Source organism: Chryseobacterium sp. MMS23-Vi53 (genome assembly GCF_047651245.1).
Classification (GTDB): Bacteria; Bacteroidota; Bacteroidia; order Flavobacteriales; family Weeksellaceae; genus Chryseobacterium.
On sequence record NZ_CP180265.1, the window covers coordinates 1,760,769 to 1,776,416 of the forward strand.

The window sequence follows — 15,648 nt, forward strand, 5'->3', positions numbered from 1 at the left end:
GGCCACAAGAAAATTTCCTGTGGCCTTAGCTTTTTAAATGGTTATTCTAAATTTGAATTATTTCTTGATTAAGTTTCCTGCTTTTTGTCCGTTTACAGTAACCACATATATTCCCGGAAGCATGTTGGATGGTAATTGGATTTCCACTCGGTTTGCCCCGTCTGTTGTTTTAATTTTCTCGGAAATTTCTCTTTTTCCCGTTAAACTCATCAATTCTACTACTCCATTACCCGCTTTACCGTCGAATGAAACTGTAAATCTGTCTGTTGCCGGATTTGGACTGATCGTATACAGTGCAGCAGAATCTACTTTTCCTGCAGCAGAAGTTCCGCCTCCTACTCCTACAGCATTCCATGCGTTGGTAACCTGAGTAACTTCGTTGCTTCCTGAACCGTAAAGATCTGCAGCAGCTTGAAGCGAATACGTTCTTGCATTAAGGTAATTTGAAGAAGAAGAAAGATAAGTCGTTAATGTTCTGTAAGCAATCGCCGCTGCTTTATCCAGACCGATACCTGTAACGTTGTAAGCAAATCCCTTATCATTCGTTCCTGTTCCTCCTGTTACTAATAAATAATACCAGAAATTAAGAACTCCCGAATTGGTATGAACGCCACAATAATCGTTGGATTGAGTAGGGCTCGAACAGCCGGAAGTTGTCGTAGGTTTCCAGTATGTTCCTAAGTAAGTATCAGGCTGACCGTATGCATTCGGATTAGCCATATCTCTGATGATGTAGCTGAAATCTTCTCCCAGTTTCCAGCTTGCCTGTGTTGGTCTTGCCCAGACTTCTATTGAGTTTCCAAAAATATCGGAGAAACCTTCATTTAAAGCACCCGATTCTCTTTGGTAAGCAAGATTTGCTGTTTTGGAAGTCATTCCGTGAGTGATTTCGTGACCGCAAACATCAAGAGCTGTTAAAGGTTTTCCACCATTTGTCGATGCGCTTCCGTCACCGTACGTCATTCTCGAACCATCCCAGAAAGCATTAAAATAATTCGTAGAATAATGCACATAAGACTTTATCGCAAAATGATTGTTGTCGATACTCTTTCTTCCGAATTTTGTAAATAAATAATCCAATGTCATTTCTGCTCCCCAATGTGCATCGGTTGCGTATTGATCTTTATTGGTATTCACGTTGTTCCAAGTATTATCGGTATCCGTAAAATCTACTGCTGAAGAATAATTGGTTCCTTTTTTTAAGTTAAATGTCTGCACGGCAGTTCCTCCGTTTCTTCCGGTTTCTCTCAATCGGTAGCTTCCGTTATAAGAATCTGCAACGATACTTCTAGTTCCGCTATACCCTGTGACAGCCGTTCCCGGAGCATTTACATCATGAATGATTGCATCTACTCCCAATATTTTCCCGTCTTTGGCATCTACGAAAACGTATTGTCTGCTTAAAGGTTGTTCTGCATAAATATCAAATTTATAAGCTAATTTTAAATCACTCATTTTCTCATCCGTCGGATCTGAATAATAAACAACTTCACCTTTCGGAGCAAAACTTGCACTGAAATCATTCGATTCAGTTTTGATGAAATCTTCTTCTGCTTTATTTTGCCATTTGTAAGTTTGCGCACCTATGAAAGCCAAAGCATTCTGTAAAGCTATACTTTCCGAGATATTAGCTTGTTTTTCGATATTCTTTGGAACTTTAACAATCCATTTTCCAGATTGTCCTACAATTTTGCCATCTTTGGTTTGGACAGCCATCATACCGTATTCTACAGGAATATTATTAACCGTCTGTTGGAATCTATACGTTTCGAAGCCCAGTTGATCTTTTTCAATTCCCAATTGGCGACCTTGTGCTTGCGAAAATCTTTGAGAAGTCTCGTCGAATAAAACAGGATTTCCCTGAAAAGCGGGTCTGTCCTTTTCAAATCTCATAAACTCACTGTGAAGTCCGTCTTTTGCCGGAAGTAATTTCGATGGAGCATTTTGTCCGAAAACAAAAGAACACGCTGCAACACTTAATGTTAGGATAAATCTCTTTTTCATAATAAATATTTAATGGTTTTAAAATTAATTAACTAAAATTTTACATGAAATTAAACAATTTAATAGTAAAAATTTAATAGAATTTATAAATTAATAAAAAAACCATAATAATAATTTTAAAACAAAAAAGATTAATCACGAAAAATATACTATCAATACTAATTTTAAATTAAAATATTTAATTTAAATCATCATTTTATGAATTATTATTTTTCACTATGTCCTACATATAATTCAAAACTATTTGAATTATATTGTTTTTGAAAATTTTTATAAATTATTTTAATTTTTAAAAAAATTATATTTACCCCCATTAAAAACAAATAAAAATCGATTTAATATTGTTTTTTTAAGATACACCCCTATTATTTTTAAATAAAATTACAAAATTTAAATATTTTTCTTACCTTTACCCCATCAAAAGAACATCATTAATCTTAAAATCTAAAATGATGAATGCAACTGCCGAAATTTTAAAAACAAAGATCGAAAACTTCAGTCCGGAAATTCTGGATGCATTTGCTAAAATGGTAGAAAGTTTTGAAGTGAAAAAAGAAACTGTTATTTCACAATTTCATCTGGATGAAATTTTGTACAGAATTCAGTTTCACGAAGAAAATCCGACAACAAAACTAGATTTTTATGAAAATATTTCTGAGCTGAAAAAGAGTTGTGCATAAAATGAACGTTCTCCTCTCTTCCATTGCAAAAAACGACATAAGGCTTCTTATGCGGGTATTCAACGCGGAACAAGAAAATAAAGGAATAGATTTTCTGGAGGATTTGAAAGAATCCATCGGTGAAATCCTACAAAATACTCATAACCATGAAACAAAATATAAGGAAGTTACCGTAAATGCTATGCAAAATTTTCCCGTGAATATTCATTATATATTTGAGGATGAAGAGAATATGCTGGTAACAGCCATTTTTAAAATTTAATGGATTAAGATTAAATAACTTAGCACTTCCAGACTATTTTTATATTGAACCTTACGGATTTTTCTGTGAGGTTTTTTGTTGCTGTAACTTCAACTCAGGAGAAATCAAAATACTTCTAAAATTAAAAGCTTCAAGGTTTTAAAAAGCTTGAAGCTTTGATATCGTGTATTAAAAAAAATTATCTTGTTTTTATTCTAAGATTAGATTCCTACTGAATGACAAACTTTATGGAAATTTTTAAATAAAACAAAAACTCTCCAACACTAAAACCCTCAAACCCAAAACTATCTCACCGGCGTTCTAAACTCGCCATACCCCATCAAACCATCATAATTTCTTCCGAACGGAGCATAATATAAAAATGCCTGATACAAATTATCTGTCTGCCAGAAATTTCCGTTTACTTCACCGAAATTCAGGCTACCGTCAGAATTTTTTGTAGCTAAAATATAATTGTAGAAACCTTGTTTAAGGAAAATTTTCGCAACATATTTTTTAGAAGCCTCATCATATTGCATTTGATTTTCTTTGCTCGGTTTAAAATTATTAAAACCTCCTAAAACATAAATTTCTTTATCCACAGGTTCAGAATCCAGGGAAAAATATACCCAAGAATAATCTGCTTCCCTCGTTGCATCTCTTTCTCTTCCTAAGTCATTTCTTCTATAATACCAAGCTCCGTTTACGTCCGGTTGATATTGATAATTCAGAGGAAATGCCCAAACCGGATGAAGATAAGTCTGATTCACGCCTTCGATCTGTTCGGTCGCGCGAACCATATCTGCAGCCATGTTCATATTTTTATTATCGAAATAATAGAACTCATTATTTCCAGGGAAAACCAAAGACATTTGTTGGAAAAGCAATTGATTTCCAAGCGTTGTACTTGGTTTTAAATTATTAACTGTAACATTCGGGTTATTATTCTGCATCACATTCAACGTCATGGAATTTACGTTTGATGACAGATCACCGCCTTTCGGAACAGCTTTCACTTCTATCCTTTGATTCGCATTCGGATTTCTTGCATCTGCAAATCTTGAAACTCCAACAGCCAAAGTTGCCGCATCTTCCACCAAATAAAATCTTCTTTTGAAAAGTGGTTTTTCAGCAGAATCTTTATAGACAATCAGCTCAAAATTCCCTGAAATTTTCGGCTGAATTTTTTCGTTCGGAAACGTTAAAGTATAATGTGTATAAGGTTGCAATGTATTGAATGAATATTGAAATTTATCCAACAAACCATTCAAACTTCCATTTGCAAATTCAGTAAAGAAAAGATTATCGTCTTCCCAGTTTCTATTGTAATGTTTTAAAGTATATCGGTAAATCTCGCTTGAATTCGTAAGGTCATCAAAGCTTAAAACCAATTGTTGATTAAAAGTAATAACCGGAGTTTCGTCATTCGTCTGAGGATTGAACAGCTGGATACTCTGGATGTTCTGTCCAAAAACCAAACCGCTCAAAGAAAGTAAAAATATTCGCAAAGTTTTCATTATGACGAAGATAAAGAAAAATCGTTTTTAAACCATAAAAGTTACAAAAGATTAGCACTTTAGTTATTTTAAGTCTATAATCAAACTATAAATGAAGATCATATAAGTTTTGAAAAATTCTTTGACTTTTTGCTTTTGAAAGACTTTAGATTTTTATTTTAACAATTAAAATGTCTTTTGATCCTTTTGCGCTGAAAATTAAACTAAACTGTTTTAAACTAAAACTTTTGTACCTACCTTTGTTTCAATAAAAAATATTCAGTATGCTTCAGATTCAAGGTTTCGTGTTCAATTTTGCGAGCGAAAATACTTATATCCTTTATAATGAAAATAAAAATGCATGGCTAATTGATCCTGGAAATATGAACGCACAGGAAACCAAAGCTATTGAAAATTTCATTACTGAAAAAGAATTAAAAATTCAGAAAATATTATTAACACACGCTCACATTGATCACATTTTGGGCTTACAGTGGGCTTTTGACACGTATAAAGTCCCTGTTTTGATGCATCAGGATGACAAAGAAGTTTTGGATATGTTTCAAATAAGCGGAATGAGATTTGGTTTCGAGCTAGATCATATTAATGTTGAAATTAATTACATCACCGAAGGCGATGAACTGGATCTTGACGGAGAAAAATTTAAAATTTATCATGTTCCGGGACATTCTCCGGGAAGTGTGGTTTATCATAATGAAAATCAAAATTTTATAATTTCGGGTGATGTTTTATTTGAAGGAAGTATTGGGAGAACCGATCTTTACAAGGGAAATTATGAACAATTAATCAACGGAATTAAAAACAAGCTTTTTATTCTTGACGATAAAACTCAGGTTTTTTCTGGTCATGGAAATCCAACGACAATCGGTTTTGAGAGGGAGTATAATCCGTTTTTTAAGTAAAAAAATTATCCAGAAAGATGTATTTCTTTAAAAAAACTAAATTTTCATCATTAAATGAAGCAATTCAAAATCCAAAGAATTGTAAAAAACTAAGCCTAAGATTTATTGAATATAATTTAAAGGATAAAGGTGCCATCTTTTCACAATTTATAAATTTAAACGTATTGGAAATTCAAGCCGATCCAAGCATTTATGATTTGGATGATTTTGAACTTCCAAAAGAAATTGCAGGCTTAAAAAAATTAAATAAGATTTGGCTTTTAAATCTTCCATTCAAAACTTTTCCGGAATGGATAACAAATATAAAATCATTAAAATATTTGATGATTAGAGGAAATGATATAGATTCAATTCCAGATTCAATATGTCAATTAGATAATTTAAAAACACTCCGTGTTGAAAATTGTAAGTTAAATAAATTACCTTCAACATTAAATCAAATGCAGAGCTTAAAAAGCTTAGGACTTAGTGATACTGATTTAACAGATTTGAATCCAAACCTATTTCCTAAAAATCTAGAAGAACTAAATTTATCTGGATCAAGAAAATTCGAAGATGATGATTTGGAAAATTTGAAGAAAGCAATGAGAAGAACTAAGATATAATTTGTTAAAACAAAAAACCGTCAGAATTTTTTCTGACGGTTTTATCAATTTATGAAGAAACTACTATTAGAAGTCTAATGTAATCGAAGCTCTTACAGCAGCACCCATGATTGGTCTTGCCATAATAATTCCGTCTCCGGTTGGAGATCCTGCTCTTGGATCGCCTTCTGTAATTCCGATGGTGTTGAAAATATTCGTACCGTCTACTGCAAAACGGATTTTTCCTAACTGATAAGAAGTTCCCGCTCCGAATTCTGAGAACGAAGGTAAAGTCTGCGCATTTTTCTCATCCTGGAAACGTTTTCCGTAATAATTCATGCTTACATAAGCTCTCCATTCTTTCGTGATATTCACGGCTGGAGAAATATTAAAGTAGAATTTTGGCATTCTTCTTACCGTATTGTCATCATAATTAAATGTTGTTCCGTCCGCATTTCTTCCTGTGAAATCTTTATACTTCGGATTTTGAATGGTTCCGTTGAAAGTCACTTCCAATAAATTATTGAACAATCTTGCATATCCTTCCAATTCTACCCCAAAGTTTGTCGTGTTGGCAAATTTATTTTCGGAAGTTCCATCAGAGAAAACGTCTGTAAATGAAAGGTTTTTCAATGTAGAATAGAAAGGAATTACCGCTACATCAAACGTTCTCGAATAATATTTATATCCAACTTCCAACTGATTTGTTGTCACCGGTTTTATTGCAGATAAATTCGTCATATTATTGTAATACGCTTCCTCATTCGGCGATCTGAAACCATTAGAAAAACGGGCATACACCGCATTTTCTTTATTGATTTTATAATTCAAAGCCGTTGTAAAAGAAACTCTGTCTACGTTATAATTCCAGTAAGTGTATTTATTTCCTAACACAGCCATATTGTCATCTGCTGTTGTCGTTAAGAAAGAATGTGTTCCATCTGTCGTTAATCCAGAATTATTAAGGTTCGAAGTTGTAGTATTTACACCATACCCTTTGTAAAAATCACGACTGTAACGAATTCCTCCATTGAAGCTTAAATTATCTGTAATGTTATAATCTAAATTCAAATAAAGATCATTCAAACTACCCTGGACTTGGGAATCTCTAATTAGGAAAGACATATCCGTAACCCCATTATACGTTTTAGAATAGCCTGTACTTGTTGGCGTTAATGAAGTATCAACCAAATTTAAAAGTTCCGGTCTGTCTGTTGCAGTTGTTAAAATATTGCTCCAGTTCCAGTATTGGTGGGACTTCCAATTAGATTTATAGAAACCTGCCGTTACATTTCCTTTATCAAATTTATAATTGAATTGTAGATCATTTACAAAGTTATTCATCTGCTTGTCGATTGCCCAAAACCCTAATTTCTGAACATAAGCAGGATTCACAATAGCTCCATTACTCACTAATGAATATTGATATGTATTTCCTGCAATTCCTTCAGACTGTGCAAAAGCAGACATCGTTTGAGGTCCTCCCGCCGGAAAAATTCCCGTATAATTCATATTAATATTAGTATATCTCATTTTATTAATAACTGAGAAATTACCTCCTAAATCATATTTGAATTCAGCACCTAAAACATCAACTTTCGGATGAATTCCGTCCTCTAAATTTCTATTAAAAAATCCTCCTCCAGCTTGTGGAATATTCAACTGACTGATTGTTCTGTAGCTGTATGTTCCGTAATTGGCATCAAATCCTGAAAATTCTTTCAAATCATTACCATTTTGCACCAAAGGAATCGGAAGGAAGAACGTGTTTCTGTCGTCCAGTTTTTTATAATAAACTTTTGCATAACCTTTGTCGAAAACATATTTCAGATTCATTCGGATTTGCCCACCGTTATTGGCTTTAAAACCAGTTTTTCTGATTCCGTCATCCGTTCTGTAAAAACCACCGACATTGAAGAATAATTTATCCTGAACCAAAGCTCCACCCAAGTTGACATCGGTACGCATTAAACCATAAGTACTTGTCTCCAGCTTTGCAGTTCCACGGAAATCATTTCCACCTTCCTTAGTAATAAAGTTGATCAAACCTCCCGGAGAATTGTTGGCATAAATCGATCCCGAACCTCCTCTCAAAGCCTCCAATCTGCTTACAGAATTATCTACACGGAAGAAATTATCGGCATTCGCAAACTGCAAAGCGCCGTCTTCAAAAACAGGAAGTCCGTCTTCCTGAACCTGCACAAATTCATACGCTCCCGCAGAAGGAATACCTCTTGCGAAAAGGTTGTTTCCCACTTCACCACCCGAAGTTTCTACGGCAAAACCGGGAACTCTCTGCAACAAAGCAGCCGCACTGATCGGGTTTTGCTTCTGAATTTCCTTTGCTGTAAATGTAGAAATCGCCGTACTGGATTCTATTTTCTTTTTAGGATTGGAGTTCCCTGTGATTACGACCTGTTCGATAGATGCTGATCTTGTGGAATCCTGCGGAGTCGTTTCCTGTGCATACGTATTGTTAAAATAAAGCGTTGCAATTCCGGCAAGTAAGAAAATCGATCTTTTTTTCATAGCCTTTAATTTTTTATAGTTAGTTTTAATTTTGTTTTTTAATTCTTTTTTTAATTTAAGATAAACGCCATTCGTCCAACCAAAACCATCCTGATTTGGATATTCTCCACCTCCGGCAACAGTTTCTATATCTAATGCGTTGTATTTTTCCATGAGTTTTCCTGTGTTTTTGTAAACTCTTTCTACATTCGCACACCAATTATTTTTAATTTTTTCCGCTAAATCATCAAAACCGTAATTTTTCATAGATTTAAAACCAAGCCATTGATATGGTGCCCAGGCATTCGGAAGATCCCATTGTTGTCCGGTTTTCTTTGTGGTAGTCACCAATCCGCCTTGATACAGGAATTTTTCTTCGATGTTTTTCGCAACGGATTTTGCCTGTTCTTCACTCGCCAATCCAAGAAACAAAGGATAAAGAGCAGCAATATGTTCAGACGATGTGGTTGTGTTTTTTTGTGTGTGATAATCTTTGTACATCCCGGAATTTTCTTCCCAGAAATATTTGTCGATCATCTGTCTTCGGTCTGCTGCTCTTTCTTTGAAATAATTCTCTTTTTCAGACATATTTTGAAGCGATGAAGATTTTGCCAGTGTTTTTTCCAAATGCCATAGAAGGCAGTTCAGATCAACTTCAGCCAAATTCAAAGTTTCGATCGTCTGTATATTTTCACCGTCTGCAAACCATCTGCTGGAAAAATCCCAACCCGATTCGCAGGCAGCCCTTATGTTTCTGTAAAATTCTTCACCAGCATTTTCTGCATCCTCAATATCAATCAAATAGCTTTCAGGACGCGGTTCGTTTTCTGCATCGTAATATCTGTTTAATAGATCTCCGTTAATGGTTTTCAACACTCTTTCTGAGCTTGACCCGATTTCCAAATTTTCAACACCATTCATCCAAAAAACATATTCTTTTTCTAAAGTATCATGATATTTGATGTAGATATTTTCGTCTTTCGTGGCTTCAAAAAGCAAATCCAACATCAACGAAAAATACGGAGGCTGCGAACGGCTTAAAAAATGAGTTCGACTTGCGTTCGGCACAAATCCCACTGTCTGAATTAAATAAGAACAGTTTTCAATCATATTTTCCATCATTTCCAATCTTCCTGAAACCTGCAAACCAAGCATGATATAATAGCTGTCCCAATAGAAAAATTCGTTAAAACGACCTCCCGGAACCACGTAAGGTTTTGGAAGTTTCAGCAATGTCCCTTTTTCTTCATAAGCTGTTCTTGTCAATTCATCCCAAAGTTTCTCGATATGTTCTTCAATAGGCAATTGTTCTTCCCTGTGAATCGAAACTTTTGCTCCTAAAAAGTCAAAATTCGACATCACAAATTCCTTTAAATCAAAATTTTCCGACTGTTTTTCCGCTTCATATTTTGCATTAATTTCAGCAATTGGAAATAATGGAACCGCATCTGTCATCATCTTCTGATCCTCAAAAACTTTTGATCTTTGAACATCATCAAAAAGAATCTGAATTTCGTTTATATATAGCTGTTTGTTCATTTTTATTTTTTAGGATTTATTTTTAATTTATTCATGAAAATTGCTGAAATAATCAACAATGAAAGCGGAATTAATGAAAGGTAAAACGCCTGTTGTCCACTAAATTCCTGAAACACAAAACCTGTAATAATCGATCCGATCGTTCCTCCGATGGCAGAGAATACCACGATTAAACCAGACATCGCACTATGCAAATATTTTGGAATTGAGGCTAAAATTACCGAGTTGATGCTTGGATAAATCGGTGCTAACAAACCTCCCATCAATGGAAATAAATACACAACCAATGGAGCATTCAACCATGTTGTTCCGGCGTCAATATTAATGTCATGAGTTAATGGAAGCACCAATAAAATACTTATGGCAAAACCAACCACACAAAAAGAAACCACATAAATCCAGCTGAATTTTTTCGAGAAAAAACCCGACAAAAACCTTCCTAACGCAAAAGCTCCCGCCAAAACTGCTCCCGCCTGAATACTCATCGAGGTCGGAACTTTTAAAATTTCTTTATAAAAAGTGGGTGTCCAAGTCTGAAAACTTTGTTCAACCAAAACAAAAAGGAAAGCGCATAATAAGAAGAATAAAACCTTTCTGTAACCGAACAAACTTACACTGTTTCTTAAATCACCCAGCAAATCGGTCTTCTCGCTTTTCGCTTCATGTTCGTCTAATTTTGTGAAGAATAAGAACAAAAACGATAAGGTTGAAATTCCTCCCAAAACCCAGTATACATTCAGCCAATGGGTCGATCTTGGATTGTGGTCGTCTATGAACAAGCTGAATAAAACATTTCCCATTAACACGCCGATCATAAAAAAACCTTCCAGATAACCCATAAAACTTGAATGTTCTTTATCTGTATTCGTCACCAATCCAATGGATGTGAAGACCGAAATTTTAATTAAAGCAAAAGAAATTCCGACAATGGTAAATAATAATTTAAAAAACCAAAAATCATTAGCGAAAGGCATCACAAAACACATACAGCTTACCAATAACAAAGCGATCAACATTGAATTTTTGATTCCGATCTTTGGTAAAAATGATGCTAAAATGAATGAACAAATGGCAATCGGAAGATCTTTAAAACCTTCCAAAACACTTGCAGAAGGTTTTGAGATCCCAAAGTTTTGCTGCATTTGTAAAATCACTGTTCCTACAGAATTCAAAAGAATTGCAAAAACAAAATAATTTAAAAATAAAACTGCTTTAATGTTGAAATTTTTCATTCATATAATTTCTTGTGGGCTAAGATAAATGCATTTGACTTAACATTAATTTAACATCATAAATGAATATTTGAACTATATTAATATAATTATTATTTTAGGAAACAAAATATGATTAACTAAATGAAAGTTACATTTGAAAGAGTAATCCCCGATGAAAAGAGCTCTTTTCGCACGATTCACAACAATTCACCTATTTCGGAATTCAAATGGGAATATCATTACCATCCCGAAATTGAGTTGGTGTGTGTGATTTCCGGGAGCGGAACACGACACGTCGGTTATCATAAAAGCAATTATACGAACGGTGATTTGGTGTTGATCGGTTCAAACATTCCACATTCCGGATTTGGGTTGAACTCTATTGATCCGCATGAAGAAATCGTCCTTCAGTTTAAAGAAGAAATTTTGCAATTTCCGCAACAGGAAGTGGAAGCCAGATCGATTAAAAACCTCTTGGAATTATCAAAGTATGGGATTCATTTTCATCATAAAATCAAGAAAGCCATGCTTCCGAAATTGAAATTGATGCTGGAATCTGAAGGTTATAAAAGGTATTTATTGTTGTTGGAAATTTTATTTGAACTTTCAAAATGTGAAGATTATGAGCTCCTGAATAAGGAAATCATGCCTTACACCATTATTTCAAAAAATAAAACTCGTTTAGAAAATATTTTTACCTACGTTGAACACAATTATGATAAAGAAATTAATATTGAAGATGTCGCAAAACTGGCAAATTTAACGCTACCAGCTTTCTGCAATTTTTTCAAAAAAGCAACTCAGATTACCTTTACAGAATTTGTGAATCGATACCGAATTAATAAGGCCTGTTTGCTAATGGCGCAAGATAAAAGTATTTCGGAATGCAGTTATAGCTGTGGTTTTAATAACGTAACTTATTTTAACAGAATGTTTAAAAAATATACGGAGAAAACACCTTCGGAATTCATGAAGAACTTTGCGCAGAATAAGGTGAATGTGGATCTGAAGGTGGAGAATGAGGTTAAAGTGAAAGCGAGTTTTTAAAATATTTGTAAGATGTTTCGACAAGCTCAACATGACATTTCTCTAATACTAATTGCTTTAAACCTCTCGCGGATTTGGCAGATGACGCAGATCTTTTTTAAACGCAAAGATTTATCTCTTTTTTATATATATTCTAAGGAGCAAAGATTGAATCAACAAGTTGATTTGATGAAGCTAAACGTTCGCTTCGCGTAGCAAATTTATTTGCCTTTGCTTTACTAAAATCAAACATAAATTTATATAAATCTTTACGTTTAAAATTTCCCGCAGATCACACAAATTTCACAGATGATCGCGAATAAAAATCTGCGCAATCTGCTAAATCTGCGAGAGAAAACAAAAAAGCCGCTCCAAAGAACAGCTTTATATATTATCAAATTGCAAAGCCATCAACGGACGACAAGCAACAATCAACCAAATTATTTCCACTTAATATTGCAACCCATACTTGGTCTCTGAATTTCCTCCTGTGGCTCGCCCAACAAAAGATTTTCAAAAGCTATAATTAAATCTTCACCCGTTACATCTTTATGATTTCCAGGTCTTGAGTCGTCCATTTGGCCTCTATAGATAAGGTCTAATTTTTCATCAAAGAAAAAGAAATCCGGCGTACAGGCTGCATCATACGCTTTAGCGATTGCCTGACTTTCATCATATAAATAAGGAAAATCGAATTTCCTTTCAATTTGGAATTCGATCATTTTTTCCGGAGAATCTGCGGGATATTTTTCTACGTCATTTGAGTTTATGGCAATAAATTCAATCCCTCTCTCATTATAATCTTCATATAATTCGTTTAATTTATCAATTACATGAAGAACAAACGGACAATGGTTGCACATAAAGATCACCAATGTACCTTTTTCTCCTTTCAGATCATCCAATGACTGAATTTCATTGCTTTTTGATGGGTTTGGAAGCTCAAAAAAAGGAGCTTTAGTACCCAAATCAATCATATTTGAGGGAGTATTCATATCTTTTTTATTTTAGCCACAAAGATAAATATTTTATTGATTATTCTAGCAAGGAAGATAGATACAGGAGAATCGAAGTTATTAATTGAGCTTGGCTATAAACTTCATTAATTTTTACAATAATTAAAAAAACAATAACATAAAACGTCTTCAATCCCCGATTATTTCAGTATCCAGCAAATTTTAAAAGTCTTCAAAAAACCTTTCGCCAAAAGTTAAACTCTGAAATTTGTTTGGAAGTTATATTAAAAAGTTTGTAGTTTTGCTAACACTGTTAGTAATTAAAAATCATGGGTCTACATGAACGTCGACAAAGAGAAAAAGAAAACATACGCACCAGCATTCTGGACGCGGCTTTCTCTTTGGCAAAAACCGAAGGGTGGGCTTCACTTTCCATGAGAAAAATTGCCGATGCTATTGAGTACAGTGCACCGGTAGTTTACGATCACTTTGAAAACAAAGAAGCTATTTTATACGAAATCTCGTTGAATGGTTTCCATTGTTTACATATCGAATTGTTGAAAGCTCAGAGAGAACACGACAATCCGGAAGACCAATTGAAAGCTATTGTGGATGCTTATTGGAAATTTGCATTCAAAAATAAAGAGTATTACCAATTGATGTTCGGATTGGGAATGCAATGTAGCGGAAAAGGGATGATGAAAGAAGAATTTTCGTCGTTTCAGGATATGCTTTACGATTGCACGTATGAAATTATTAAGAAAAACGGATCAAAACCGGAAAATGCTTGTCACATGTCTCACGCCTTATTTTCAGCGGTACATGGCTTGATTTCGATCATGATGATGCGTAATGACGATATTCCTTCTACAATGAACAAAACGACTTTGGACGAAACTGTTTCAGCTTTCATTAAGTCTCTGTAGAATTTTTTTTGAATTAAAAATTAACACCGTTAGGAATATTAACACTGAATTAATGAAAATTATTCACTTAAAACAAAATTTAAATTAAAAATCATCTTATGTAAGATTAGAAAGTTAATCGTAAAAATTAATTTTTTTTACCAAAGCAATTAACACCGTTAGTAAAAATAACACAATTTACATCTCATCTTAGTCATACTTAAACCAACATTAAAAAACAAGTTTCAATTATGAAAACACCGATCTAAAATCGAGTATTAAGAATTCTGAAATTTTTTTTGAACAAATCATTAACACTGTTAGGAAATATAACGGAATTCGAATTTAAAAACGACATTATTTAATTTAACACTTCATTAAAAATTTAAACTCAAAATGAAAATATTTGGAAAAACGAGGATCATCGTACTTATCGCAAGTATTATCCTTTTACAAAATTGCACAAAAGCAGCAGAAGGATCAAACGCTGCTCCACCTGCTCCAGAGTTACCAGTTTATACCGTAATCACCTCTCCTGCTACTGTTTACCAAGAATTTCCGACAGCTTTGGAAGGAAAAAACAATGTAGAAATCAGATCTCAGGTGGATGGATATTTAGATAAAATTTATGTAGAAGAAGGCGCTTATGTAAGAGCGGGACAACCTTTATTTAAAATAGATTCTAGAAGCTACGGCGAGCAGATGAATATGGCAAGCGCCAATTTACAGGTTGCCAACGCTAATATTCAAAAAGCAAAAGTTGAGGTAGACAGATTAGAGCCTCTTGTTGCAGCAAAAGTAGTTTCAGACGTACAATTGAGAACTGCAAAAGCAAATTACGCAGCCGCAGTGGCAGCCGCTTCACAGGCAAAAGCATCGGTTGGAAGCGCAAAAATAAATGTAGGATTTACAACCATTACAGCTCCTGTAAGCGGATACATCGGAAGAATTCCTTACAAAAAAGGAAGCCTGATTTCAAGAACAGATGCAAGTCCATTGACTTTATTATCTGATATCAGCGAAATTTACGCATACTTTTCTTTAAGTGAATTGGATTTCATTGCCTTCCAAAATAAATATCCGGGAGCAACTTTAAATGAAAAACTGAAAAATATGCCTATGGTAGATTTGGTAATCGCAGACAACAGCACTTATCCTGAAAAAGGAAAAATGAGTATTGTTGACGGACAATTCGACAAAACTACCGGAGCAATCAGTGTTCGCGCGGTATTCCCAAATGCAAACGGAGTTCTGAGAACAGGAAATACGGGTAGAGTTCGTATGCCACAGTTATTCGACAAAACATTGGTCATTCCACAGGAATCTACTTTCGAAATTCAGGATAAAACTTACGTTTATGTCGTTGGAAAGGACAAAAAAGTAACCGGAAAACCTGTAAAAATCTCTGGAAAAACAGATAGCTATTACTTCATTTCTGAAGGACTTTCTGTAGGAGATAAAATTGTATTCACAGGAATCGGTGCGTTGAAAGACGGGGTTGCTATTCAGCCAAAAGCTATTTCTTCTGATAGTTTGTTGAAAGCAAAACCTTTGTAAACTCCTTTATAAGAA

12 protein-coding genes are annotated in these 15,648 nt (G+C 34.2%); 7 read left to right on the forward strand and 5 right to left on the reverse strand.

Annotation, left to right across the window (positions count from 1 at the left end; genetic code table 11):
• Positions 1–57: 57 nt before the first annotated feature.
• A complete protein-coding gene (locus tag ACKX2A_RS07860) occupies positions 58–2,004 on the reverse strand; it encodes a M4 family metallopeptidase (protein WP_415328822.1) in 1,947 nt (648 codons plus the stop codon).
• Positions 2,005–2,453: 449 nt separating this feature from the next.
• Here ACKX2A_RS07860 and ACKX2A_RS07865 point away from each other — a divergent pair, with 449 nt between their 5' ends.
• Positions 2,454–2,684, forward strand: coding sequence for a hypothetical protein (locus ACKX2A_RS07865; protein WP_415328823.1), 231 nt, complete (start codon positions 2,454–2,456; stop codon positions 2,682–2,684).
• Position 2,685: 1 nt separating this feature from the next.
• Entirely contained in the window at positions 2,686–2,946 is a 261-nt protein-coding gene (locus tag ACKX2A_RS07870; RefSeq protein WP_415328824.1) for a hypothetical protein, read from the forward strand.
• A gap of 284 nt (positions 2,947–3,230) precedes the next feature.
• Here ACKX2A_RS07870 and ACKX2A_RS07875 read toward each other — a convergent pair whose 3' ends face one another.
• The gene (locus tag ACKX2A_RS07875; RefSeq protein WP_415328825.1) at positions 3,231–4,442 is read right to left on the reverse strand and encodes a type IX secretion system plug protein domain-containing protein; all 1,212 of its coding nucleotides are present in this window, start codon (positions 4,440–4,442) and stop codon (positions 3,231–3,233) included.
• A 263-nt stretch (positions 4,443–4,705) separates the two neighbouring features.
• Here ACKX2A_RS07875 and ACKX2A_RS07880 point away from each other — a divergent pair, with 263 nt between their 5' ends.
• Both ACKX2A_RS07880 and ACKX2A_RS07885 read left to right on the forward strand, forming a co-directional pair.
• The gene (locus tag ACKX2A_RS07880) at positions 4,706–5,344 is read left to right on the forward strand and encodes an MBL fold metallo-hydrolase (RefSeq protein ID WP_415328826.1); all 639 of its coding nucleotides are present in this window, start codon (positions 4,706–4,708) and stop codon (positions 5,342–5,344) included.
• 17 nt (positions 5,345–5,361) lie between these two features.
• On the forward strand, positions 5,362–5,949 hold the full coding sequence (locus ACKX2A_RS07885; RefSeq protein WP_415328827.1) for a leucine-rich repeat domain-containing protein: 588 nt from the start codon (positions 5,362–5,364) through the stop codon (positions 5,947–5,949).
• Between the two features lie 66 nt (positions 5,950–6,015).
• On the opposite strand, the gene ACKX2A_RS07890 is transcribed toward ACKX2A_RS07885, so the two are convergent.
• On the reverse strand, positions 6,016–9,975 hold the full coding sequence (locus tag ACKX2A_RS07890; RefSeq protein ID WP_415328828.1) for a TonB-dependent receptor domain-containing protein: 3,960 nt from the start codon (positions 9,973–9,975) through the stop codon (positions 6,016–6,018).
• Between the two features lie 2 nt (positions 9,976–9,977).
• Positions 9,978–11,207 (reverse strand): MFS transporter, encoded by a 1,230-nt coding sequence (locus ACKX2A_RS07895; RefSeq protein ID WP_415328829.1) that lies wholly within the window; start codon positions 11,205–11,207, stop codon positions 9,978–9,980.
• A gap of 123 nt (positions 11,208–11,330) precedes the next feature.
• Here ACKX2A_RS07895 and ACKX2A_RS07900 point away from each other — a divergent pair, with 123 nt between their 5' ends.
• Positions 11,331–12,236, forward strand: a complete 906-nt coding sequence (locus ACKX2A_RS07900; RefSeq protein WP_415328830.1) for an AraC family transcriptional regulator — start codon at positions 11,331–11,333, stop codon at positions 12,234–12,236.
• 419 nt (positions 12,237–12,655) lie between these two features.
• On the opposite strand, the gene ACKX2A_RS07905 is transcribed toward ACKX2A_RS07900, so the two are convergent.
• Positions 12,656–13,210 carry a thioredoxin family protein gene (locus ACKX2A_RS07905; protein WP_076444831.1) on the reverse strand — a complete coding sequence of 185 codons (555 nt, stop codon included), beginning with the start codon at positions 13,208–13,210 and terminating at the stop codon, positions 12,656–12,658.
• A gap of 290 nt (positions 13,211–13,500) precedes the next feature.
• Here ACKX2A_RS07905 and ACKX2A_RS07910 point away from each other — a divergent pair, with 290 nt between their 5' ends.
• Together ACKX2A_RS07910 and ACKX2A_RS07915 are read left to right on the forward strand one after the other, a co-directional pair.
• Positions 13,501–14,097, forward strand: a complete 597-nt coding sequence (locus tag ACKX2A_RS07910) for a TetR/AcrR family transcriptional regulator (RefSeq protein ID WP_076444829.1) — start codon at positions 13,501–13,503, stop codon at positions 14,095–14,097.
• Positions 14,098–14,472: 375 nt separating this feature from the next.
• Entirely contained in the window at positions 14,473–15,633 is a 1,161-nt protein-coding gene (locus tag ACKX2A_RS07915; protein WP_415328831.1) for an efflux RND transporter periplasmic adaptor subunit, read from the forward strand.
• Positions 15,634–15,648 lie beyond the last annotated feature (15 nt).